This is a genomic window from Treponema denticola (genome assembly GCF_024400535.1).
Classification (GTDB): Bacteria; Spirochaetota; Spirochaetia; order Treponematales; family Treponemataceae; genus Treponema_B; species Treponema_B denticola_C.
Map to the genome: position 1 here is coordinate 175,820 of NZ_CP038800.1, position 19,051 is coordinate 194,870.

General features: G+C 35.1%; 17 protein-coding genes and 2 pseudogenes. 11 read left to right on the forward strand and 8 right to left on the reverse strand.

Annotation, left to right across the window (positions count from 1 at the left end; translation table 11 throughout):
• Positions 1–13: 13 nt before the first annotated feature.
• Positions 14–1,036, forward strand: a complete 1,023-nt coding sequence (locus E4N78_RS00815) for a hypothetical protein (protein WP_255811222.1) — start codon at positions 14–16, stop codon at positions 1,034–1,036.
• Positions 1,037–1,181: 145 nt separating this feature from the next.
• Here E4N78_RS00815 and E4N78_RS00820 read toward each other — a convergent pair whose 3' ends face one another.
• On the reverse strand, positions 1,182–1,463 hold the full coding sequence (locus tag E4N78_RS00820; protein WP_255811223.1) for a flagellar biosynthesis anti-sigma factor FlgM: 282 nt from the start codon (positions 1,461–1,463) through the stop codon (positions 1,182–1,184).
• Positions 1,464–1,533: 70 nt separating this feature from the next.
• On the reverse strand, positions 1,534–2,190 hold the full coding sequence (gene rsmI, locus E4N78_RS00825; RefSeq protein ID WP_255812298.1) for a 16S rRNA (cytidine(1402)-2'-O)-methyltransferase: 657 nt from the start codon (positions 2,188–2,190) through the stop codon (positions 1,534–1,536).
• Positions 2,191–2,266: 76 nt separating this feature from the next.
• Here rsmI and E4N78_RS00830 point away from each other — a divergent pair, with 76 nt between their 5' ends.
• Complete coding sequence (locus E4N78_RS00830) at positions 2,267–2,677, forward strand: hypothetical protein (RefSeq protein WP_255811224.1); 411 nt, start codon at positions 2,267–2,269, stop codon at positions 2,675–2,677.
• Positions 2,678–2,681: 4 nt separating this feature from the next.
• On the opposite strand, the gene E4N78_RS00835 is transcribed toward E4N78_RS00830, so the two are convergent.
• Together E4N78_RS00835 and E4N78_RS00840 are read right to left on the reverse strand one after the other, a co-directional pair.
• Positions 2,682–3,671 carry an asparaginase gene (locus E4N78_RS00835; protein ID WP_255811225.1) on the reverse strand — a complete coding sequence of 330 codons (990 nt, stop codon included), beginning with the start codon at positions 3,669–3,671 and terminating at the stop codon, positions 2,682–2,684.
• A gap of 120 nt (positions 3,672–3,791) precedes the next feature.
• On the reverse strand, positions 3,792–5,597 hold the full coding sequence (locus E4N78_RS00840; protein WP_255811226.1) for an ABC transporter ATP-binding protein: 1,806 nt from the start codon (positions 5,595–5,597) through the stop codon (positions 3,792–3,794).
• A 281-nt stretch (positions 5,598–5,878) separates the two neighbouring features.
• On the opposite strand from E4N78_RS00840, the gene E4N78_RS00845 reads away from it, so the two are divergent.
• The 4 genes and pseudogenes from E4N78_RS00845 (at position 5,879) to E4N78_RS00860 (ending at position 10,839) form a co-directional block, all read left to right on the forward strand.
• Entirely contained in the window at positions 5,879–8,272 is a 2,394-nt protein-coding gene (locus tag E4N78_RS00845; protein ID WP_255811227.1) for an adenylate/guanylate cyclase domain-containing protein, read from the forward strand.
• Between the two features lie 24 nt (positions 8,273–8,296).
• Positions 8,297–9,220, forward strand: a pseudogene (locus E4N78_RS00850) (selenium metabolism-associated LysR family transcriptional regulator).
• A 201-nt stretch (positions 9,221–9,421) separates the two neighbouring features.
• Positions 9,422–10,594 (forward strand): double-cubane-cluster-containing anaerobic reductase, encoded by a 1,173-nt coding sequence (locus E4N78_RS00855; RefSeq protein ID WP_255811229.1) that lies wholly within the window; start codon positions 9,422–9,424, stop codon positions 10,592–10,594.
• Positions 10,591–10,839: a putative Se/S carrier protein gene (locus E4N78_RS00860; RefSeq protein WP_255811230.1), complete on the forward strand. Its 249-nt coding sequence runs from the start codon at positions 10,591–10,593 to the stop codon at positions 10,837–10,839. Before E4N78_RS00855 ends, E4N78_RS00860 begins: the two co-directional genes overlap by 4 nt.
• Positions 10,840–10,886: 47 nt before the next feature.
• Here the strand turns inward: E4N78_RS00860 and E4N78_RS00865 are convergent, their stop codons facing one another.
• From E4N78_RS00865 to E4N78_RS00880, 4 genes are read right to left on the reverse strand one after another with little or no spacing between them, the layout of a single operon-like run.
• Entirely contained in the window at positions 10,887–11,147 is a 261-nt protein-coding gene (locus E4N78_RS00865; protein WP_002672763.1) for a putative Se/S carrier protein, read from the reverse strand.
• Positions 11,144–12,418 carry a double-cubane-cluster-containing anaerobic reductase gene (locus tag E4N78_RS00870; RefSeq protein ID WP_255803000.1) on the reverse strand — a complete coding sequence of 425 codons (1,275 nt, stop codon included), beginning with the start codon at positions 12,416–12,418 and terminating at the stop codon, positions 11,144–11,146. Before E4N78_RS00870 ends, E4N78_RS00865 begins: the two co-directional genes overlap by 4 nt.
• A gap of 1 nt (position 12,419) precedes the next feature.
• Positions 12,420–13,217: a 2-hydroxyacyl-CoA dehydratase family protein gene (locus E4N78_RS00875; RefSeq protein ID WP_255811231.1), complete on the reverse strand. Its 798-nt coding sequence runs from the start codon at positions 13,215–13,217 to the stop codon at positions 12,420–12,422.
• Positions 13,214–13,963, reverse strand: coding sequence for an acyl-CoA dehydratase activase (locus E4N78_RS00880; RefSeq protein WP_255811232.1), 750 nt, complete (start codon positions 13,961–13,963; stop codon positions 13,214–13,216). The genes E4N78_RS00875 and E4N78_RS00880 overlap by 4 nt, the downstream gene beginning before the upstream one ends.
• 165 nt (positions 13,964–14,128) lie before the next feature.
• Here E4N78_RS00880 and E4N78_RS00885 point away from each other — a divergent pair, with 165 nt between their 5' ends.
• The 5 genes and pseudogenes from E4N78_RS00885 to E4N78_RS00905 form a co-directional block, all read left to right on the forward strand.
• Positions 14,129–15,697: an ABC transporter substrate-binding protein gene (locus E4N78_RS00885; RefSeq protein ID WP_255811233.1), complete on the forward strand. Its 1,569-nt coding sequence runs from the start codon at positions 14,129–14,131 to the stop codon at positions 15,695–15,697.
• 68 nt (positions 15,698–15,765) lie between these two features.
• Entirely contained in the window at positions 15,766–16,710 is a 945-nt protein-coding gene (locus tag E4N78_RS00890; RefSeq protein ID WP_255811234.1) for an ABC transporter permease, read from the forward strand.
• Between the two features lies 1 nt (position 16,711).
• Positions 16,712–17,557 (forward strand): ABC transporter permease, encoded by an 846-nt coding sequence (locus E4N78_RS00895; protein WP_010694271.1) that lies wholly within the window; start codon positions 16,712–16,714, stop codon positions 17,555–17,557.
• Entirely contained in the window at positions 17,541–18,509 is a 969-nt protein-coding gene (locus E4N78_RS00900; protein ID WP_010694267.1) for an ABC transporter ATP-binding protein, read from the forward strand. The genes E4N78_RS00895 and E4N78_RS00900 overlap by 17 nt, the downstream gene beginning before the upstream one ends.
• Before the next feature lie 9 nt (positions 18,510–18,518).
• Positions 18,519–19,049 (forward strand): annotated as a pseudogene (locus E4N78_RS00905) (ATP-binding cassette domain-containing protein); the annotation flags it as partial.
• Positions 19,050–19,051 lie beyond the last annotated feature (2 nt).

The following is a 19,051-nucleotide window of genomic DNA, read 5'->3' on the forward strand; positions in this document are numbered from 1 at the left end:
GATACAGATATTAATGAAAAAGCCTCTTATTAAAATTTTTTTTAATGCATTATTTTTTTTGTTGTTTTTTTCTGTTTTTTCTTCCGAATCCGGAGATATAAAGAAAAATGAGCCTGAATCTTCTCTTTTAAGCAAGTGGAATCCTTTGTTTCCCTCGGCTTTATGGGTAAAAGATAATCCCTATGAAAAGGACTCCCTTATTTATAGCGCAAAAACCAAAGAAGAAATGGAGGCGTCTCTTAAATTTGACGAATCAAAGCTGCAATCCGTTTTATTAAATAATGATATTTTTGCTCTTTATGGAAAACCGGGGGCCTATACTATGGGTATTTTAGGCAGATATTCCCCTGAAGAAATCGAACCGATTATGAATGAGTTTGCAGCAACTTATGATGAAGTAAACAATGAGAGAGGCCTTATTCCGGCTTTTTATCTAATTTACGGTACCTGTTGGCCGGGTGGAGACATAGGTCTTCTCCGTATGCCTACTGTAAAAAAATATATAGAATTTGCTGCCGAAAGGGGCTGGTATGTATTTATTGACCATCAAATCGGAAAATATACGGTAGAACAAGCTATGAACGCAATTTTGCCTTTTTTGAAGTACCCAAATGTGCATTTAGCCTTGGATCCCGAATGGCATACAACAGAACCGATGAAGGTAATCGGCTCCGTTACGGGTGATGAGATAAATAAGGCTCAGGAAATTATGGATAAATATATAAAAGAAAATAATATTCCGGGCAGAAGAATGCTTGTAATTCATCAGTTTAATTCTATAATGATTAAAAAAAGGGCTAATGTAAGAAGCGATTATGAAAGAGTGCAGCTTATCCATTGTGCGGACGGCTTCGGTTCTCCTCAATTGAAGAAAGATTCTTATGCGTATAATGCTCTTGCAAAAAATATTCCGCTTAAGTCTTTTAAGCTTTTTTCAAAGCCGACTGTTGCTGGAGCCGGTTATGACCAGCCCATGATGACCCCTCAGGAGGTTTTTAACTTAAACCCTCGCCCATACCTTATAATGTATCAATAAAAACTATCAACGATGTACGAAAACCAAATAAAAAAGGCTGTAAACTCATAGGAGTTTGCAGCCTTTGTTGTTTTTGTAAAGATGATATTTAAGCTAAATTGACTTGTTTGTATGGCAAGCCCATGTCCTTAATAAAAATATTTAATTAAAACCCTAAAGAATCTAGGATTTTATCTGCTGTTTGATCTAAAACACTGTCTATATATGAAGGATCTTGAAATTTTCTTCTAACTTCTTCTATTTTTTCCTGACGGACATCCGGAGCAGCCTTTACTGCATCCATTGCAAAATAAATCTCTGATAGTTTTTGAGCCTCAGGAGACACTTGTATTGAATCAGAAGCTCCTACCATCTCTATTTTTCTCGGTTTTTGAGTGTTTTGTAAGTTTTTGATCGGATCAATTCCGCCCAATTTTTCTATCATCATATTTTCCTGCCTTCCTAACCGATTATCGGTTAATCTTAGTTAAAAGTTAAGGTTTTATTTTTACAAAAATCTATTTTCCTGTAACAAAAACAGAAAATTCTCCTTTTATCGAGGGTCTTTTTTCAAAGTTTTTTAAAACTTCAGCAGCCTGTCCCTTGATAATCTCTTCATGGAGTTTTGTAAGCTCCCTCCCTACAATAAGCTCACGGCTACTATCTATTTCGGCAATATCGGCTAAGAGCTTTACGATTCTATAGGGGGATTCGTATAAAACAAAGCCTGCCCCAAAGTCAAATAGCTCCTGAAGCCTTCGCTTTCGTTTTCCGGCCTTAGGCGACAAAAAACCCTCAAACACTACTGTTTTGTCGTAGGTTCCAGCTATACTCATTATAGCACCAAAGGCTGAAGCTCCCGGAATCGGGATTATTGTATGTCCTGCTTCCCTTGCCGTTCTTACTAAAATAGAACCCGGATCGCTGATTGCCGGTGTTCCCGCATCGCTTGCATAGGCTATTTTTTTTCCTTCATCTAAAAGTTTTACAATTTTTTCGGAGGCTGCGGCTTCATTTACAGCCCTGCATGAAATCAAAGGCTTTGAAATTTCATAATGAGTTAAAAGGCCCAAGGTGTGCCTCGTATCCTCACAGGCGATAAAATCGGCTTCTTGAAAAGTCTCTAAAGCTCTAAAACTGATATCTTTTAGATTGCCTATAGGAGTGGCAACCACAAATAAAATTCCCACTTGTTAATTATATCATAGTTTTAGTATTGAATCAATAGAAAAAAAGGTGTATGATGTATTTATGACGGATTTACAGCCTTTATCATGGATGATACTAGTTTTTATAGGCCTTTTTTTAATTGTATTTGCTTATGTTCTTTTCAGTGCATCTTCAAAACATGCAAGCGGCAAAAAAATCAGGCAAACAGGAAAAAAAGGGTCCCCAGGAGTTTGCCCTGTTTGCGGTACACTTTTGGCTAGAGATGAACAGGTAAAATCGGCTGTGTATCCGGGAGCGGATGATCGATTATGCTATATATACGGCTGTCCGCATTGTTATCCCAGCTGTGAAAAAGATGTGCAGCGCCAATGCCCTGTTTGCCATAAGACTGTTCCAAATGAAGCTCATCTAATTGCAAGATACTTTGACCGAAAAAAAGGGAAAAAACGGGTTCATATTCTAGGCTGTTCAAACTGCCGTTTTATGAGTTGAGAATTTAAAACTGGGGTACAACCTCTCCTGCTATTTCGCCTCTATGATTTTTGATGTTTTTATCGGCAATGCTATCAAAATATTCGTAATCGGCTTTATCAATTACACCGAGTTTTTTTAACAAGTGAACCAAAACGATATCTCTGGTTTTTGAAATTCCGTCATAGGTTTTGACGGCAATGCCGTATTTTTTATCGGGTAAAAGGCCGCCGAAATATCCGTTTGCTCCCGATTTTACAACAAGTTTTCCGGGATATTTTTTGACCAAAAGATGGTCTATTCTATCCGTGCCGGAAGTGTATTCGGAACAGGCTGTTATGGAATCTATTATGTCCTTCGCATGGGTAGATAAATTTTGAGGCAGGTTTTTATAGTCGGCCATCCTTGCCATTCCGAATGCAAAATTGTAAAGGGGCAGGGAGTGAACCGGAACTCCGCAGCCGTCAACCGAGATATTATCATCGGGAATCTTGCAATCGCAAATCAGTTCTATCATTTCCCGTATTTTTTGCTGAACGGGGTGCTGAGGCTTGTAATAATCGCCAGTAGAAGCCTTCATCAATACGGCTGCTGCCAGCATACCGGAATGCTTTCCGCTGCAATTATTGTGAATATCGCGAGGTTTTTCGTTATTTACCTTCATTCTCAATTCTACTTCCGGTTTAAAAGGGTAGTGAGGGCCGCACTTTAAGGCACTTTCATCAAGCCCGATTTTTTTTAATATTCCCGCTACGGTTTTTATATGAAAATCCTCGCCTGAATGGGAAGCACAGATTTGAGCTATTTCTTCATGGCTTAGATTGAACTTTTCCTTGGCACCCAATGAAAGAGGCACCAGAGCCTGAATAAGTTTTGCACTTGAACGCGGAAAGGATACTTCCTTTGGATCTCCTGCCGAATATACAATCTTGCCGTCCTTATCGACTACGGCGATTGAACCGAATGTATAAAGGTCTTCAATTTTGCCCCTATAAGATTTTAAAAGTATTTCCATTTTGGTCTCCTAGTGGTGTATAAGGTTTATGAATTCTATTATAGTTTATGCATATAGTCAATAGCAATTATATGCAAAATTCTGTTGTTGATAATATAAAATTGATGGTTGAATAAAGCCTTACTCTCTATAAGCCTCTGCCTGCATATTGTAAAGTTCTTTATAATATGCATTGGTTTTTATTAAAACCTCATGGGGAGCAAAGCCGTAGATTTTTCCTTTTTTTAAAAGAAGAACCTTATCAGCCCTTTTGACGGTCGAAAGACGATGAGTTACAAAAAAGACGGTTTTGCCTTTTGTAAGGGCTAAAAACTTTTCGTAGATTTGGAATTCGGCTTTTGCATCTATCGAGGCTGTCGGTTCATCTAAAATAAGAATATCGAATGAGCCGAAAAAGGCTCGGGCAATTGCTATTTTTTGCCATTGACCGCCTGAAACATCTCTTCCGCCTTCAAAGGATGTTCCCAGAAGAGTTTCCAAATTAAGGTCTGAATCAAGATTGTAATCGGAATCTTCGCCTTTTGAAAGCTCAAAACTGAGACCTGCTTTTTTAAGGGCATTCAAAACCAGCTTGTTATTTTTTTGTTTATCTAAGGAAGATAGAGCCGTATTTTCTCTTAAAGTAAGAGTAAAGCGGGCAAAGTCTTGGAAAACGGCTCCGATTCTCTTTCGGTGATCTAAGATATCAATATCTTTTATATCCGTATTATCGAAAAGAATTTTTCCGCTTGCCGGTTTATAAAATCTGCAAAAAAGTTTTATCAATGTGGTCTTCCCTGAACCGTTTTCACCGACAACTGCAATTTTTTCTCCCTGTTTAACCGAAAAAGAAATATTATCAAGCACAAGACCTTCGCTTAAAGGATATTTAAAACAAAGATTTTTAAATTCAATGCACTTAAAAGGCTCGGTTTTAAATTCTTGTGATGTTTTGTTTTTTTCTTCCTGAATTGAAAGAAAGTTAAAATATTTTTGCATGTACAAAAGGGTATCATAAAGAAGGCTTGAATCTTCCACAAGGCGGGAAATACTTTGGGTTGTATATATTATGCTCGAAGAAAAGATAAGAATACTTCCTATCAACAAGCTGCCCGAAAAAGCTTTTTCTATTAGACGGCTGAAAATAAAAATGCTTATTATTACGGTAAAGCTTAAAAAGAAAACTGAGGCGGCAAGTTTTTTTAAGCGGTTTTTGCCCAAGTTCTTTTTTATCGTTTGAAAGCTGTCAGTGTATTTCTCAATAAAAAAATCATAGAGATTATAAAGCTGAACTTCTTTTATATTTTCTTTTGAAAGAAGCAAGCTTGAATAATAACTTAGTTTTCGTGAGTCGGCACTATTTGAAACGAGTACTTCAAAGGCTTCTTGTTGTATGCGGTAAAAGATAAGACTTTGCGGAATTATAGCAAGGAACATCAAAAGGGCAATCAAGGGGCTAAAATCTGCTAGAAGTACTAACATTGAAATTGCCGTAATGGAAGAGCTTATAATACTTGCTCCGAATACAAGAAGGTTTACCGGCCTCCAGCCTGCTTCGCTTGAAAGAATTTCAATATTATCATAAAAACGGCTGTCTTCAAAGACTGAAAGACTTGTAATTTCTTTTGATTTATTCATTAAAGAAATGTTCAAATACTGTGTGAGTTTGTCGGTTAAAAATCCTTGCACTGTTGTGTACACAGGTGTTAAAATATTCGACAAAAGAAAGGCTATAGCCCAAACCGTCAGCAAAAGAATAAGGTTTTCGCCCGTTTTTTCGGCAACTGCATTTATAATACTGTTTGAAGAAGCTATAAGAACAGCCGGCAGAAGGGCTTGGAAAGGTATAATCAATAAAAGCAGCACGGCATTAACTTTGCCCGCTTTTAGTACGAGGGCTAAACTTTTTATGTAAAGTTTAACAAAGATAAAAAATGTCTTAAACATAGCAATACTCCTTATTTTATAAAATTTGAGAATAATATTTAAATTGAAGTACGGCGGAGCTTTTACAAGTTAATAAAACTGCAAAACTCCTATGCTATGTTAAAGATAAGATTACCTCCTCATAAAAAGACATAGATAGTCTAGCTTAAACTTAATGCCTTTGTCAAGATATGATTAAATTATGGTATAAAAAATAATAAAGAAATTTATTCTATTGACAAAATTCGTTTACATATGTAAACTATAGAATTAAAGTTGTAATACTTCTATTAGGATGCAAGATGACTAAGATTGAATATGAAAAGATAAAAAAAATATGGGATTTTATTTATAATCATCCCAATACAAAGAGAATTATATCTCTTATATCTCTTGCGGCTCTTATGTTTCTTCCATTTGGAATGGATAAGATGAACCTTTTTAATCAAGAACAGGATGCAATAAATCTTTATCCGTTTACTGTTTTGTTCTCAGGTGTTGTTCACAAAGGTCTTAACTTTTTTTATATAAGCTGCTTTTCCTTTTTTGTACTACCCATAAGTTTTATAGTTGTTTTGGTTTCTATTTTTCAGAAAAAGATGTCTAAAACAGCTGTTTACCTAACTTTGTTAATAACGGTAACGCTTTACCTATCAACAGCGGTTGCAGGAATGGTATCTTTTGCTAATACATTGCGTTGGTTTAAGTCTTTAAGTTTTCTGACATATTTTGCTTTTTTTGGAGCCCTTGTTTTTCATATCATTTTGATTGCTCATGGAATTATTTCTATTAAAACTCAAAACAGTGCATATACAGAATATAAAAGACTTTTACTCGAAGAAGAACAAAAAAAGAAAGCTTCGTATAAAAAGATGATGGCACGGTTAAAGAGCCGGCAAGAAAAAATACAACAAGAGACTGAAGATACTGAAAAAAAAGAAAGATTAAATATTAAAGAATTATTTAAAAAATCCATTTATACCTTAAAAAATAGAGAAAGAAGATCTCATATAAAAACAAAAATAACAATAGTTATTCTTTTTACAATATTGGTAATTCTTTCAACTTTTATTTATACGGATTTAAGAAACTATAAAGTACTTCTTACTCAAAATGTTAATAATACGGGTAAAAATCAAGCGGAACAGGCTGCAGCAATCTATAGTTTTTCAGACGGTCTTCATGCAAAGATAAGTGCCTTTCTTGAAGGGATAAAAAAAACAAACCTTTCTGCTCCATTTCCTTTTCAGAGGGTCGATATTATAACAACAAGCAGTAAAAACCCTGTTTTTCTTGAAGAAATAAATTCCTCTTCGGGGCTTCCCGATTTTGATGTGTTTTCCTATACGACGGCTGCCGGTCAGGTAAAAAATATACCTGATGAAGAAAAGGTTATAAGAGCAGAAGATGCCGCCCGTTATATAGAACACTGCAAAAATGAGTTTACTGCTAGTAATCCTATTTACAACAAAAATAAAGCTACATGTATCTATGTATATCCGGTAACTTTTCAAAGGAAGGAAGGTCAAAGACTTGTAGGATTTTCCGTCGTTACTTACCTAAAAGAAATTTTAAATCGTCCGTATTTTAAGGCAAAGGTTTTTGTTCTATCAATTTCTGCCGTTTTTTTCTATGCTTCAATAATTATAACTTTATTTCTTGCAGACTTTATTGCAAATCCGATTATTTTTCTCTGCGGAAACATCAGACAAACTGCAAATATTATTCGGGATATGATGTCAAGCAGTGCATCAATTCAAGCAGAACGGCTTATTTTTGAAGAAAATATCAAAACCCATGATGAAATAAAGACTCTCTCTATAGAGTTAAAAAATATTATTTCACTGATTCGAGGGATTTTGCCCTATGTATCTTTTCATACTCTTCAAAATGCTGAAAAAAATATTTTACGCAAAAGTACTACTAGAGATTTATGTTTTTTATTTACCGATATACGGGGTTTTACAAGCATGTGCGAAAATATGCAGCCTAAAGATGTAATCGCGATTTTAAACCGTTATTTGGATATTGAAACGAGAATAATTTTTGAAAACGGCGGCGATGTCGATAAATATGTCGGCGATGAAATTATGGCCTTTTTCTCAGGACCTAAAAAAGAAATCAACGCATGTAAGGCTGCTATGGAAATACGCAAGGCAATGAGGAGGGAACAGAAGGCGGCTTTAAAAGAAGGTTCTGCTTTAGTTTCTATAGGAATAGGTATAAACTCAGGTCCTGTAGTATTCGGACCGGTAGGTTCCAAAACCCGTAAGGATTTTACGTCAATAGGAGATACGGTAAATCTTGCAGCCCGCCTTGAAGGAGCTAATAAAGAATATCTTTCAAGATCGATTATTTCCGAATCAGTATACGAAAATTTGGATGACAGTTTTATCTGCCGTGAGCTTGACTATGTTACGGTAAAAGGAAAAACGGAGCCTGTAAGAATCTTTGAAATTCTTCAACCTACAGAAAAGATTCCCTTAGAACATATTAAAGATATAAAACACCTTTTTGAAAAAGGTCTTTCATATTATAGAAAAAGAAAATGGAACATGGCAGAAAAATACTTTTTGGAATGTGCAGAAAAATATAACGATGCACCATCTAAGGTCTTCTTAAAGCGGATAGCTCATTATGAGGAATTTCCTCCCAAGACCGGTTGGAAAGGTGTATTTGTAATGGATGTAAAATAAAAATTAAAATAAAAGGAGCTTTTTATGGAATTTAAGCAGCTTGAAATATTTATCAAACTTGTGGAAAATTTAAGTTTTTCGACTACGGCAAGCGAGTTAAACATATCTCAGCCCACAGTCAGCCTTACCTTAAAGCAGCTTGAAGAAGAGCTCGATACGCCTCTATTTTTGCGTTCTACAAGAGAGCTAAAGTTAACTGAAGCCGGAAATAAACTTTACGGCGAAGCAAAAACTATTCTCGCCGAAAGGGACAAGATAATAGAAAAATTTATCCATCCTGAAAGGAAGGTTATAACCATAGGAGCATCCACCATTCCGGCAGGCTACCTTCTTCCTTCCATAGTGAGGGAGTTTAAAAAAAAGCATCCCGACATTTATATAAAGGTTGAAGAAAAAAACAGCCTTGAAACAATAAAAAAGGTTTCTCTAAATACCGTCGATATAGGCATTGTCGGAATGAAAACAGAAGATGAAAACTGCGAGTTTCTTCCCATTTATAAAGACGAATTTGTATTTATAAGCGCTAATAATTCTTATTACCAAAAACTAAAAAAATCAAACCCCAACTTAAAACGTATTGCCGAAGAACCCTTTATTATCCGTGAAGCAGGCTCGGCCGTCAAGCAAAATATGGAGCTGATTTTAAAATCTCAAAAGATAGATTTAGATTCGATAAATATAAGCGCCTCGATAAACGACACTGAGGTAATAAAGCAGTTGACCGCAGAAGGCTTGGGTACATCTTTTATATCGAGAATAGCAGTTGAAGACATGGTAAAAAATTAAAAACTGATAGCCTTTGAGTTAGGAGATGTTCCCCACCAATACCGCAATATCTATCTGGTATGGAATAAAAAAATAAACTACGCAAGCCATATCAAAGACTTTTTAAACTGCACGGAATGTTTTAAGGTAAAAAAAGAACTTAAAAATTTTGAAGATGTTTAAAAGGACTCGAGCAGATATCTTAACTTTAAAAAATAATTTATATACCTTCTAACACAACGCTCAATTCGATTTTCTTGCTCAATATAAAATAACAATAAAATTTTATATTTGTCTCAACTACTTGTAATTTTTTTTAATAAATATTAACATATTATAATAAATATAGAGTAACTCAATCTAAACTATTTTTGGAGTATGCTTATGAACAATTTGCCTAAAGGCTTTGACAGCTTGGCTGAAGCTCAGCAGAAAAAATTTTTAGCTTTAAAAAGTTTAAAAGATGGAGGCGGCAAGGTTATCGGCCTTTACTGTTCCTATGTACCTACCGAACTTGTATATGCAGCCGGGGCCGTTCCCGTTTCTTTATGTGCAACAAGTGAAAAGCCCATAAGTGCAGCCGAGAGAGATTTACCTAAGAACCTATGTCCTCTTATAAAAGCTTCTTACGGACATGCCATAACCGACACCTGTCCGTTCTTTTATTTTTCTGATTTTATTGTGGGAGAAACTACCTGTGACGGCAAAAAAAAGATGTTCGAACTTTTAAACGATATAAAGCCGACCTATGTGATGCATCTGCCTCAAAATAACCTTGATCCGAAGGCATACCCCTTTTGGGCTGATGAGGTAAAAAAGCTAAAAGAAAGAATCGAGGAATTTTATAACATAACAATAACCGAAGACGATTTAAGAAAGGCTATAAAGGACTGCAATCAGGAAAGAAGAAACCTTGTAAATTTCTTTGAGCTTTCAGCCCTAGATCCTTCTCCCGTTTCAGGCTTGGAACAGTTTAATGTAAAAGAAGCCTTTGGTTTTCAATACGATATACAGCAGAAAAATGCCGAGATAGTAAAACGCACAAAAGAATTAAAAGAGTATTGGGAAAAGAATTTAAAAGGTACAAGGGATGACAGGCCGAGGATTTTAGTTACAGGCTGTCCATTGGGAGGCGTAAAAGAAAAAATTTTGGCACAGATTGAAAAACTGGGAGCCGTAATCGTAGGTTATGACAGCTGTTCAGGTTTACGCACCCACATGGAATTTGTAGATGAAAACCCCGCAAGGGATCCGATTGAGGCTATTGCCGAAAAGTATCTTAAAACAAACTGTTCCGTTATGAGTCCAAATCCCGGAAGGCTCAAGGATTTGGATTATCTTTTAGATCACTACAAGGCTGATGCCGTAATCGAATGTACCTTGGTTGCCTGCCACACCTTCAACCTTGAAGCTCATACTGTCGGAAAACACATCATAGAAAAAGGACTTCCCTATATTCACATAGAATCGGATTATTCGCAAGAAGATGCGGGACAATTTGCAACAAGACTTGAAGCCTTTTTGGAAGTTGTTTCAGAAAGGAAAAAACTAAAATGAATTATATAATTACCTTTGGAACGACAACAGCAGCAATTCAATGCGACTCGATGATAAAGGCTGACCCTATAAATGCAAAGCTTATTCCAATACCGGGCTTTTTAAAAGCCGGCTGCGGTTTTGCATGTCTTTTTCAAAATGCGCAAAAGGAAGAAGTTGAAAGCTGGATAGGCAAAAATAATATCAGTTATGAGACTTTGATTGAAGTAATATACGAAAATGGACTTATAAGTCCTAAAGCATAAAAAGAAACGCCGTACAAGAATTATTCTTTACGGCGTTCCCTAAAAAATCAGCAAAATTTATTTCTTTCGGGATTAAAAATTTTTTCACTTTCCCAAAATTTACTTATTTTAATGCCTTCTTCTTCGATTATCTCCTTAATTTTATCCGTGTCGGAAAAATCATAATAGAGAATACTTACTCCGCAGCAAGCATCGGCTTCCCTGGGAGTAGGAGCCATTGTACACTTTATGCCTTCTTTTTTTATAAGACCGTAAAGCTTAAGAGCTGTTTTTGAATCAGGCAAAAAAACATAATAATTTTTCATCATCTTAACATTTCTATAAAAGCACCGATACGGGTTTTTAGTTGCTCTGCATCTTCATCGGTATAATCCGTTTCAATGCCTAAACATGGAATATTATGTTCGCGTAAAACCTTTTCGACAAAATATCCTTCCGTATCATAGATATTACAGAATTTTAAATTTAAATCGATAACGCCGTCTGCCTTATATTCTTTTGCAAGCCGGATAATATCATCGATTCTTTCTTTATTTGGGGTAAAACAAGCACAGTTTATATGTCCCAAATACCTTTTTGTTAAGTTATTAACCATTTCATCAATTGTGGTTCCCGTTTCATCAACCAAAGCCTCACAGTATCTTATTCCGGTACACATCTCTTCACAAACAACAGCTCCTCCTGTAGTTTCGATTATGTGATGAATTTTCCAGTTTGGAATTGAAAGCGGAGTTCCCGTCAAAAGGATTCTCTTTGTTCCTTTTTTAAAGACGGAAACATTTTGCTTTTTTCGTGTTTCAAGTTCATCACAGAGCTTGTTTACCATTGTTACAAAACGGGTAGGATCATCGTAAAAGGCAATCTGATGAATCAATAAAACATCTTTACCGGAAATAGGAATGTTTTCCAGCTTTCTAAAATTATTCAATCTTTGTAAGGCCTTTCTTTTGCTGTTTACGGTTTCAATAGCCTTTTTTAAAGATTCGGGAGTTACTTTATTTCCCGTAAGTTCTTCAAGCTTTTTAATATAGCCCTTGATTTCTAAAGCCCATTTTTCAAAATCCTGAGGCCTTTTCATCTGGGGAATGTCCATAATATGCATGGGTGCATCTTCTGCCAAAATTTCCCAAGCCTTCTTTTTTCCGTCACAGGTTGTTTCACCGACAAACAAGTCACATATTCTAAAGAAAGGACAGGTCTTTCCAAAGCGGGCTCCAAGCGAAGCTTTAATTAGGGGACAAGTTGCCGTAGGTAAAAATTTTTCACCATCGGGAACCCAAAATTGTGAACCGCTGCAAAGGCCCGTTGCAATGGCTCCTGCCGCAATCACTACTTCATCAGGAACATGAATACAAAAGGAACCTACAACCTTTCCTCCTTCCTTTTGAAAATCCACAAGTTCTTGCGGACGAATACCGTGAATGTCTGCTACAACCATGTTGAAAAAATCCATTCCCTCAGGTCTGTTTTCTTGAGCCAAGTAGACATCTCCAAATGCGCCGGGCAAAGCCTCGCATAACAAGTCGTGGGTTTTAACATCCATACCCAGATCTTCCCACATTTTTCTGTAATCTGCCATTTTAATCCTCCTGGTACATTACGTTCATATTATATTTATACGGACAATATTTATATCCGTAATCCGCATTATTCCAGCCTCGGCAAAGGCGTATAACTCTATTTTCTTTCGGATTAATATAAGCTTCTTTTTTTACCTCCTTTAAAATTGTTTTATATGAACCCCTCGGACAGAGAGCAATAATTTTTTGAATTATATTTTTTTCGGTTTTAAATTTTATACTGCTGCAAATGTCGTCAAAATATTTTTTTCTTCTTTCAAGGTCTAAAATATAAGGCGTATAATAACGCAGTAAAAAAGCTTCTTCAGCACTGAGGTCTGAATACTCATCTATTTTTTTTAAAACAGTTTCAATGTAATCTAAAATTTCTTTTGCTTTTAGGTATTTTAAATTATCAAACTTTTTTCCGTAAACTTCCTGTATGGCTTTTTCCAATTCGGATTTGTCTTTATATAAAAGAACTTTTTTATCGGTGTTTTCTTTTAGCTTATTAAAAAAATGAGTACATGTATTTTCTATTAAATACATACTGCACGAAAAAAGAATGGGACACTTATCGGTTTTTAAATAAATTACGGAACTTTTTATAACGTCGCATACATTTCCCATATCACCGAATTTAAAAATTGCAGAATCGGTTCCTTCGCAAGGTACGGGCAAGAGGCCGTAAGCATAGAGGATATCGAGAGGTAAATTTTCTCCGAAGATTCCTATAACATTTGCTGAGGATAAATAATTTTCGGCAGCTTCTACGTATGCCTCACGTCTAAGATTTTCCAAAAACGAAATATCTATCATGATAATATACAGGCTCCTATTGCTCCGGCAAAGGCCCCCAAGTCATCGGATAAAACGGGGGCTTCAAGTTTTTTTGAGATTTCTTCTATTATATAATCGTTTGCACTAAAGCCGCCGGTTAAAAAATATAGGCCGGAGCGGGGTTTTCTGTTTGCTAATGAAACTACTTTTGAAACTATTTGATTGATAACGCCCCTTGCAATATCTTCGCGGGGAGTTCCCTTTCCCATGAGGGAGGTTACTTCAGATTCGGCAAAGACGGTACAGACGGAAGAAAGGTTTAAGTCCTTTCCCCGCACTGCGTACTCGCTTATTTCCTGTAAGCTCAAGCCCAGCCTGTTTGCCATTAATTCCAAAAATTTACCTGTACCGGCCGAACACTTATCGTTCATGATAAAGTCAATTACAAGTCCGTCCTTTACAACAATGACTTTTGTATCCTGCCCGCCGATATCGATTACGGTTACATCTTTCTTTGCCAAAAAGTGAGCACCCTTTCCATGACAGGAAATTTCGGTTAGAGTTTTGTCGGCAAACGGAACGCTTACCCTTCCATAACCTGTAGCGGTTATTTTAAAGTCCTTATTTTGCAAGGTTTCCTTTATCCAGTCCAAGACAGCCTCTCCCGTTTCCTTGCTGTTCCACCCGCTGGGTATACGGTTTTTATAAAGGATATTTTTTTTATTTTCATCCATAATGACGGTTTTGGTTGCCGTTGAACCTATATCAATTCCTATGTAGTGCATACTCCCAAGTTCTCCGTGTGGTACCTATAATCCTACATAAAAAGTAAAAAGTCAATAGATATATTATGAAATTTGTGAATTTATTAAAATTTATATTGACAAAAATTATAATATATAATATAGTCGTATACCAAATTTAATAATTAAAATTTTAAGGAGAAAAATATGAAACTTAGTAAGTTTATATTTTTAAAAGCAATTTTAATTTTAGCGGTATTGATATCGGCATGCAGTCCCTCAAAAGACGATGCCAAAACTACACCGTCTAACAAAGATAAGGCATTAGTCTACGGTTTACCCGGCGATATTGTAAACAACATTAACGTTTTTACAACAAATGACAGAACCGGATTGATGACTTTAAAATTAGTATACTCGCCCTTATACACTTATACAAATCATGGTATTAACTATTTTTTGGCTGAAAGCGTTAAGGCAAATGAAGCCGGGGATGAGGTATCTGTAAATTTGCGGAAAAATATCGTTTGGTCTGACGGAAAGCCTTTTACGGCTGATGATGTTATATTTACATTTGATAAGAAAACAAACTTACAAGATGACCGCTTTGTAGATTCTTTATTGATTTTCGGAGACAAGGCAGTAAAGACCAAAAAAATAGACGATTACTCAATAGTTTTTAAACTTCCACAACCTGTTGCCAATCCCTATGAAATATTTGCAGGAATCTTTATTGCTCCAAAGCATATTTATAAGGATGTTGATGATCTTGAAAACACGGAGCTAAATAAAACTCCTGTAGGAACAGGTCCTTATAAGCTGGCAGAATACACAGCGGGACAACACCTTTTGTTTACGGCAAATGAGACATATATGTTCGGAAAGCCTAAAATTGAAAAAGTTATTTACAAGATTATGGGCAACCAAGATACGGCAATGTTGGCTTTGAAAAAAGGAGATATCGATTTATTGGGTGTAAGCCCTGATCTTATCGAAGAGATTGAGCAAGATAAAAATTTAAAGATTACCACCTTTCCTCAGTCCAATGTTATTTATCTAAAACTAAATCAATGGAGCGAAAAGCTTGAGGACGAGAATTTAAGGGACGCTATTTTCTATGCATTGGATAGAGATGAAATTATGAAGTCGCATTTTAAAAATAAGGCTTACTATAATTTCACAGATTCCTTCTTACCGGCCGACAGCAAGTGGTTAAATAATAATTTAAAAAGCTATCAAAGAGATACTGAAAAAGCCAAAAAACTATTAAGCAGTGTAGATAAAGATAAGCTTAACTTAAAATTGGGTTATAACGTAAAAAACGGAATGCAGGCGAAAATGGCATTGGTTATCCAACAACAGCTGCAAAAAGCCGGCATCAATTTGGAACTTATGCCTCTTGATCCTCCTGCAATGTATAAGGCTTCTTTTTTTGAAAAGACAAAACTTTTTGATATGTTTTTAGGGGCCTATACAATGGGAATCGATCCGGATACCTATGCCGTATTCTTCAATGATAATCCTGAAGCCTATTTCCACTTGGAGGATAAAGAATTAGGCGATTTATTAAGACAAGCAAAAGTAGAAACAAATAAGGATAAACGAATTGAGCTTTATAATAAGGTTCAACAGTTAATTCAAGATACAAAAACTTTTTATCCTTTCGGCGGAAGCATGGGAATAATTGCCCATAATCAAGCCCTATCCGGATTTGAAGAAGCAAAATTAGTGAACGTTTTTACGTTTGATGATGCATCAAAACTCTTTTATAAATAGAACCTCCTTTGAGGCTGTCTAACACCGGACAGCCTCGCTTTTTATTTCCAATATCTAAGATACAGATTATGAAAACTTATGTCCTAAAAAGAATTATCAAAGCCGTTCCTATTTTAATGCTGTTGACGATTATATGTTTCTTTTTAATTCAAATTGCCCCTTATGATGCTATCGATTATATTGCCACACCTCAAATGAATAAGGAAACAATAGAAAGATTAAGAAGGATCAACGGTTTGGATAAACCGGTCATTATGCAGTATGTGATTTGGGTAAAGAATTTAATAAACGGAGACCTCGGTTATTCAATTATTACGCATGAAAGCATTAAGACTTCATTAATAGCAAGAATTCCAAATACGGCAATATTAATGATTCCTGCATATCTTATATCCAATTGTATCGCTGTTATGATAGGCTTATTTGTATCTTCACGTAAGCACAGCCTTTTACGAAAGATAGTTGACTGGTTAATATCTTTGAGTCTTTCAATCCCTTTTTTTTGGTTTTGCTTACTATTACTGTATGTTTTTGGCTATCTTCTGGATATTTTTCCTATCTCGGGAATGCACAGTATCGGTGAAACAGGTGTACTTGATTTTTTAAAACATTATTTTTTACCTTTTATATGCCTAATTTTTTCCTTTTTACCTGATTTAATCATTTATGTTGAAACTTCGGCAGATGTAGAATTTAAAAAAGATTATATCACCGTGCAAAAGGCAATGGGGGCAACAAATTTGAATATTTTATTCCGGCATGTATCGGTAAATGTCTTAATGCCGATACTTACAAAAATGGGAATGGCATTACCAATGATTCTTACAGGATCGTTAATAGTTGAAACAATGTTTTCATGGCCGGGAATGGGGTCTTATTATGTAAAAGCTATTCAAGCAATGGATTATCCTGTAGTAATGACGGTTCTCTTTTTTTCCGGAAGTCTGGTCATATTAGGTAATTTATTATCCGATATTTCTTATTTTATTTTGGATCCGAGGATAAGCAGTTAAAATGAAAAAATCTTTTTTATTTAATTTTCTGTTAACCAATAAAAAAATAATTTTACCTATTCTTTATTTATCATCAATAATCATACTGGCTTCTTGTGCTGGTTTTTTTTCGATCGATCCGAATGAAATCAATCTTGAAAAAACTCTTAACCCTCCGTCTAAAGAACATATATTCGGAACCGATGAAATGGGTAGAGATTATTTTATGCGCTGTGTTTATGGAGCCCGAATTTCCTTATCTGTAGGTTTTTTTGCAATGCTTACAAGTCTTTTTATAGGCACAACGCTAGGTTTGGCTGCCGGATATTACGGGAATATAATTGATGAAATTCTTATGAGATTTATAGATTTTATATCGGCTATTCCGGCCTTGATTTTAATTACGGTTGTCGGAATGTTTATCAAAAAAGGAATTATTTCTATAGTGCTTATAATAGGGATGTTTTCTTGGATGGGTATTGCAAGAATTATTAGGGCCGAAGTATTAAGCCTAAGACAAAGAGATTATGTTAAATATGCAAAGCATATAGGAGAAAAAAATATTACTATTTTAATAAAACATATTTTACCTCAAGTTATGCCTTTGATAATTTCTACGGCAACAATCGGAATAGCGGGAAGCATTATGGCAGAAAGCGCTTTAAGTTATTTAGGATTAGGAATAGTTCCTCCAACATCAAGCTGGGGTTCTTTAATAAATAATGCAAGGGATAGTTTTCAAAAAGCTCCCTATATGGCTATTATCCCCGGCCTTTTGATTTTTTTTACCGTTTATTCTTTTAAAGAGATTGGGACAGTAATAAAAAAATATTTTTCATTGGATAAAAGAGATGAAACAGCAAAATAATGAAATATTAAAAGCGGTCAATCTAAATACCTCAATTAAAATAGATAAAAAAAACTATTTTGCCTTGAGGAATGTTTCATTTTCTCTTTATAAAAATGAAATTTTAGCTGTTGTAGGAGAATCCGGAAGCGGAAAAACAATTTTAATGAAGACTTTAATAGGACTACTCCCCGAAAACGGATTTTTGGAATCAGGAAGAATAATCCTCAATGATAATGATATTACAGAATTAAGTCAAAAAAATACAAATAATATACGGGGAAAAGAAATCTCAATGATTTTTCAAGATCAGGAAACTTCTCTTAATCCTTTACGAACTGTAGGTTTTCATCTTACTGAAATTTTACAAAGATATTCAAGCTTAAATAAAATTGAAGTTAAAGAAAAAGCCATCAACCTCTTATCTGCTGTAGGAATAGACACCCCTTCCATATGGCTTAATAAGTATCCTCATGAGCTTTCAGGAGGAATGAGACAAAGAGTATTGATAGCAATGGCATTGGCATGTAACTCTCAAATTATTATTGCAGATGAACCGACCACAGCCTTGGATGTTACGGTTCAAGCTCAAATCCTTGAGTTATTAAAAACTTTAAAACAAACTAACAAGTCAATGTTTTTTATAACCCACGATTTAAGTATTGCTGCCTCTATTTGCGATAGAATATTAGTTATGTACGGTTCAAGAATTATGGAAGAAATATTTGTTGATGATCTTTTTTCCAATGCAAAACATCCTTATACCCAAGCTTTGCTAAAAACTATTCCCGCCATAGGAATAGAACCTTTAGAAAAGTTTATAACAATACCCGGTACAGCACCTTCTATCGAAACCATAGAAGCCGGCTGTCCTTTTTATGGCCGGTGTTCTTCAGCAAAAGAAATATGTAAGAAAGAATTCCCTGAGAGAAAAAAAGTCTCTGAGGGACATTATTATTATTGTCATCAATAGGATAGGTTTATGAATTTCGATTTGTTTCAAATTAAAAATTTAACAAAAGAATATTCCAATTCTTTTTTATATAAAAAAGATAAAACCATAGTTGCCGTGGATAATGTCAATTTAACTATAAAAGAAAATGAGACCTTCGGTTTGGTCGGGGAGTCCGGCTGCGGAAAATCCACCCTCGGAAGAAATATTCTTATGATGGATAAACCTACAAGGGGTTCTATTTTTTACAAAGGTGAATAGTTAAACAATAAAAGTAAAAAACAGCTTTTACCATTTAAGAAAAAAATGCAAATTATTTATCAGGATTCATATGCTTCTTTTAATCCAAAAAGAACAATCAAACAAATTATTGAAGAACCCTTAATTGTTTGTACAAAACTATCGGAGTCTGAAAGAAAAGATATAATACATAGTCTTATTCGCAAAGTTGGATTAAATGAAAATTATTTAAAAAAATTACCGCATGAATTATCGGGCGGACAAAAGCAAAGGGTAGGAATTGCAAGAGCCATAAGTATAAATCCTGAATTTATTGTTTGCGA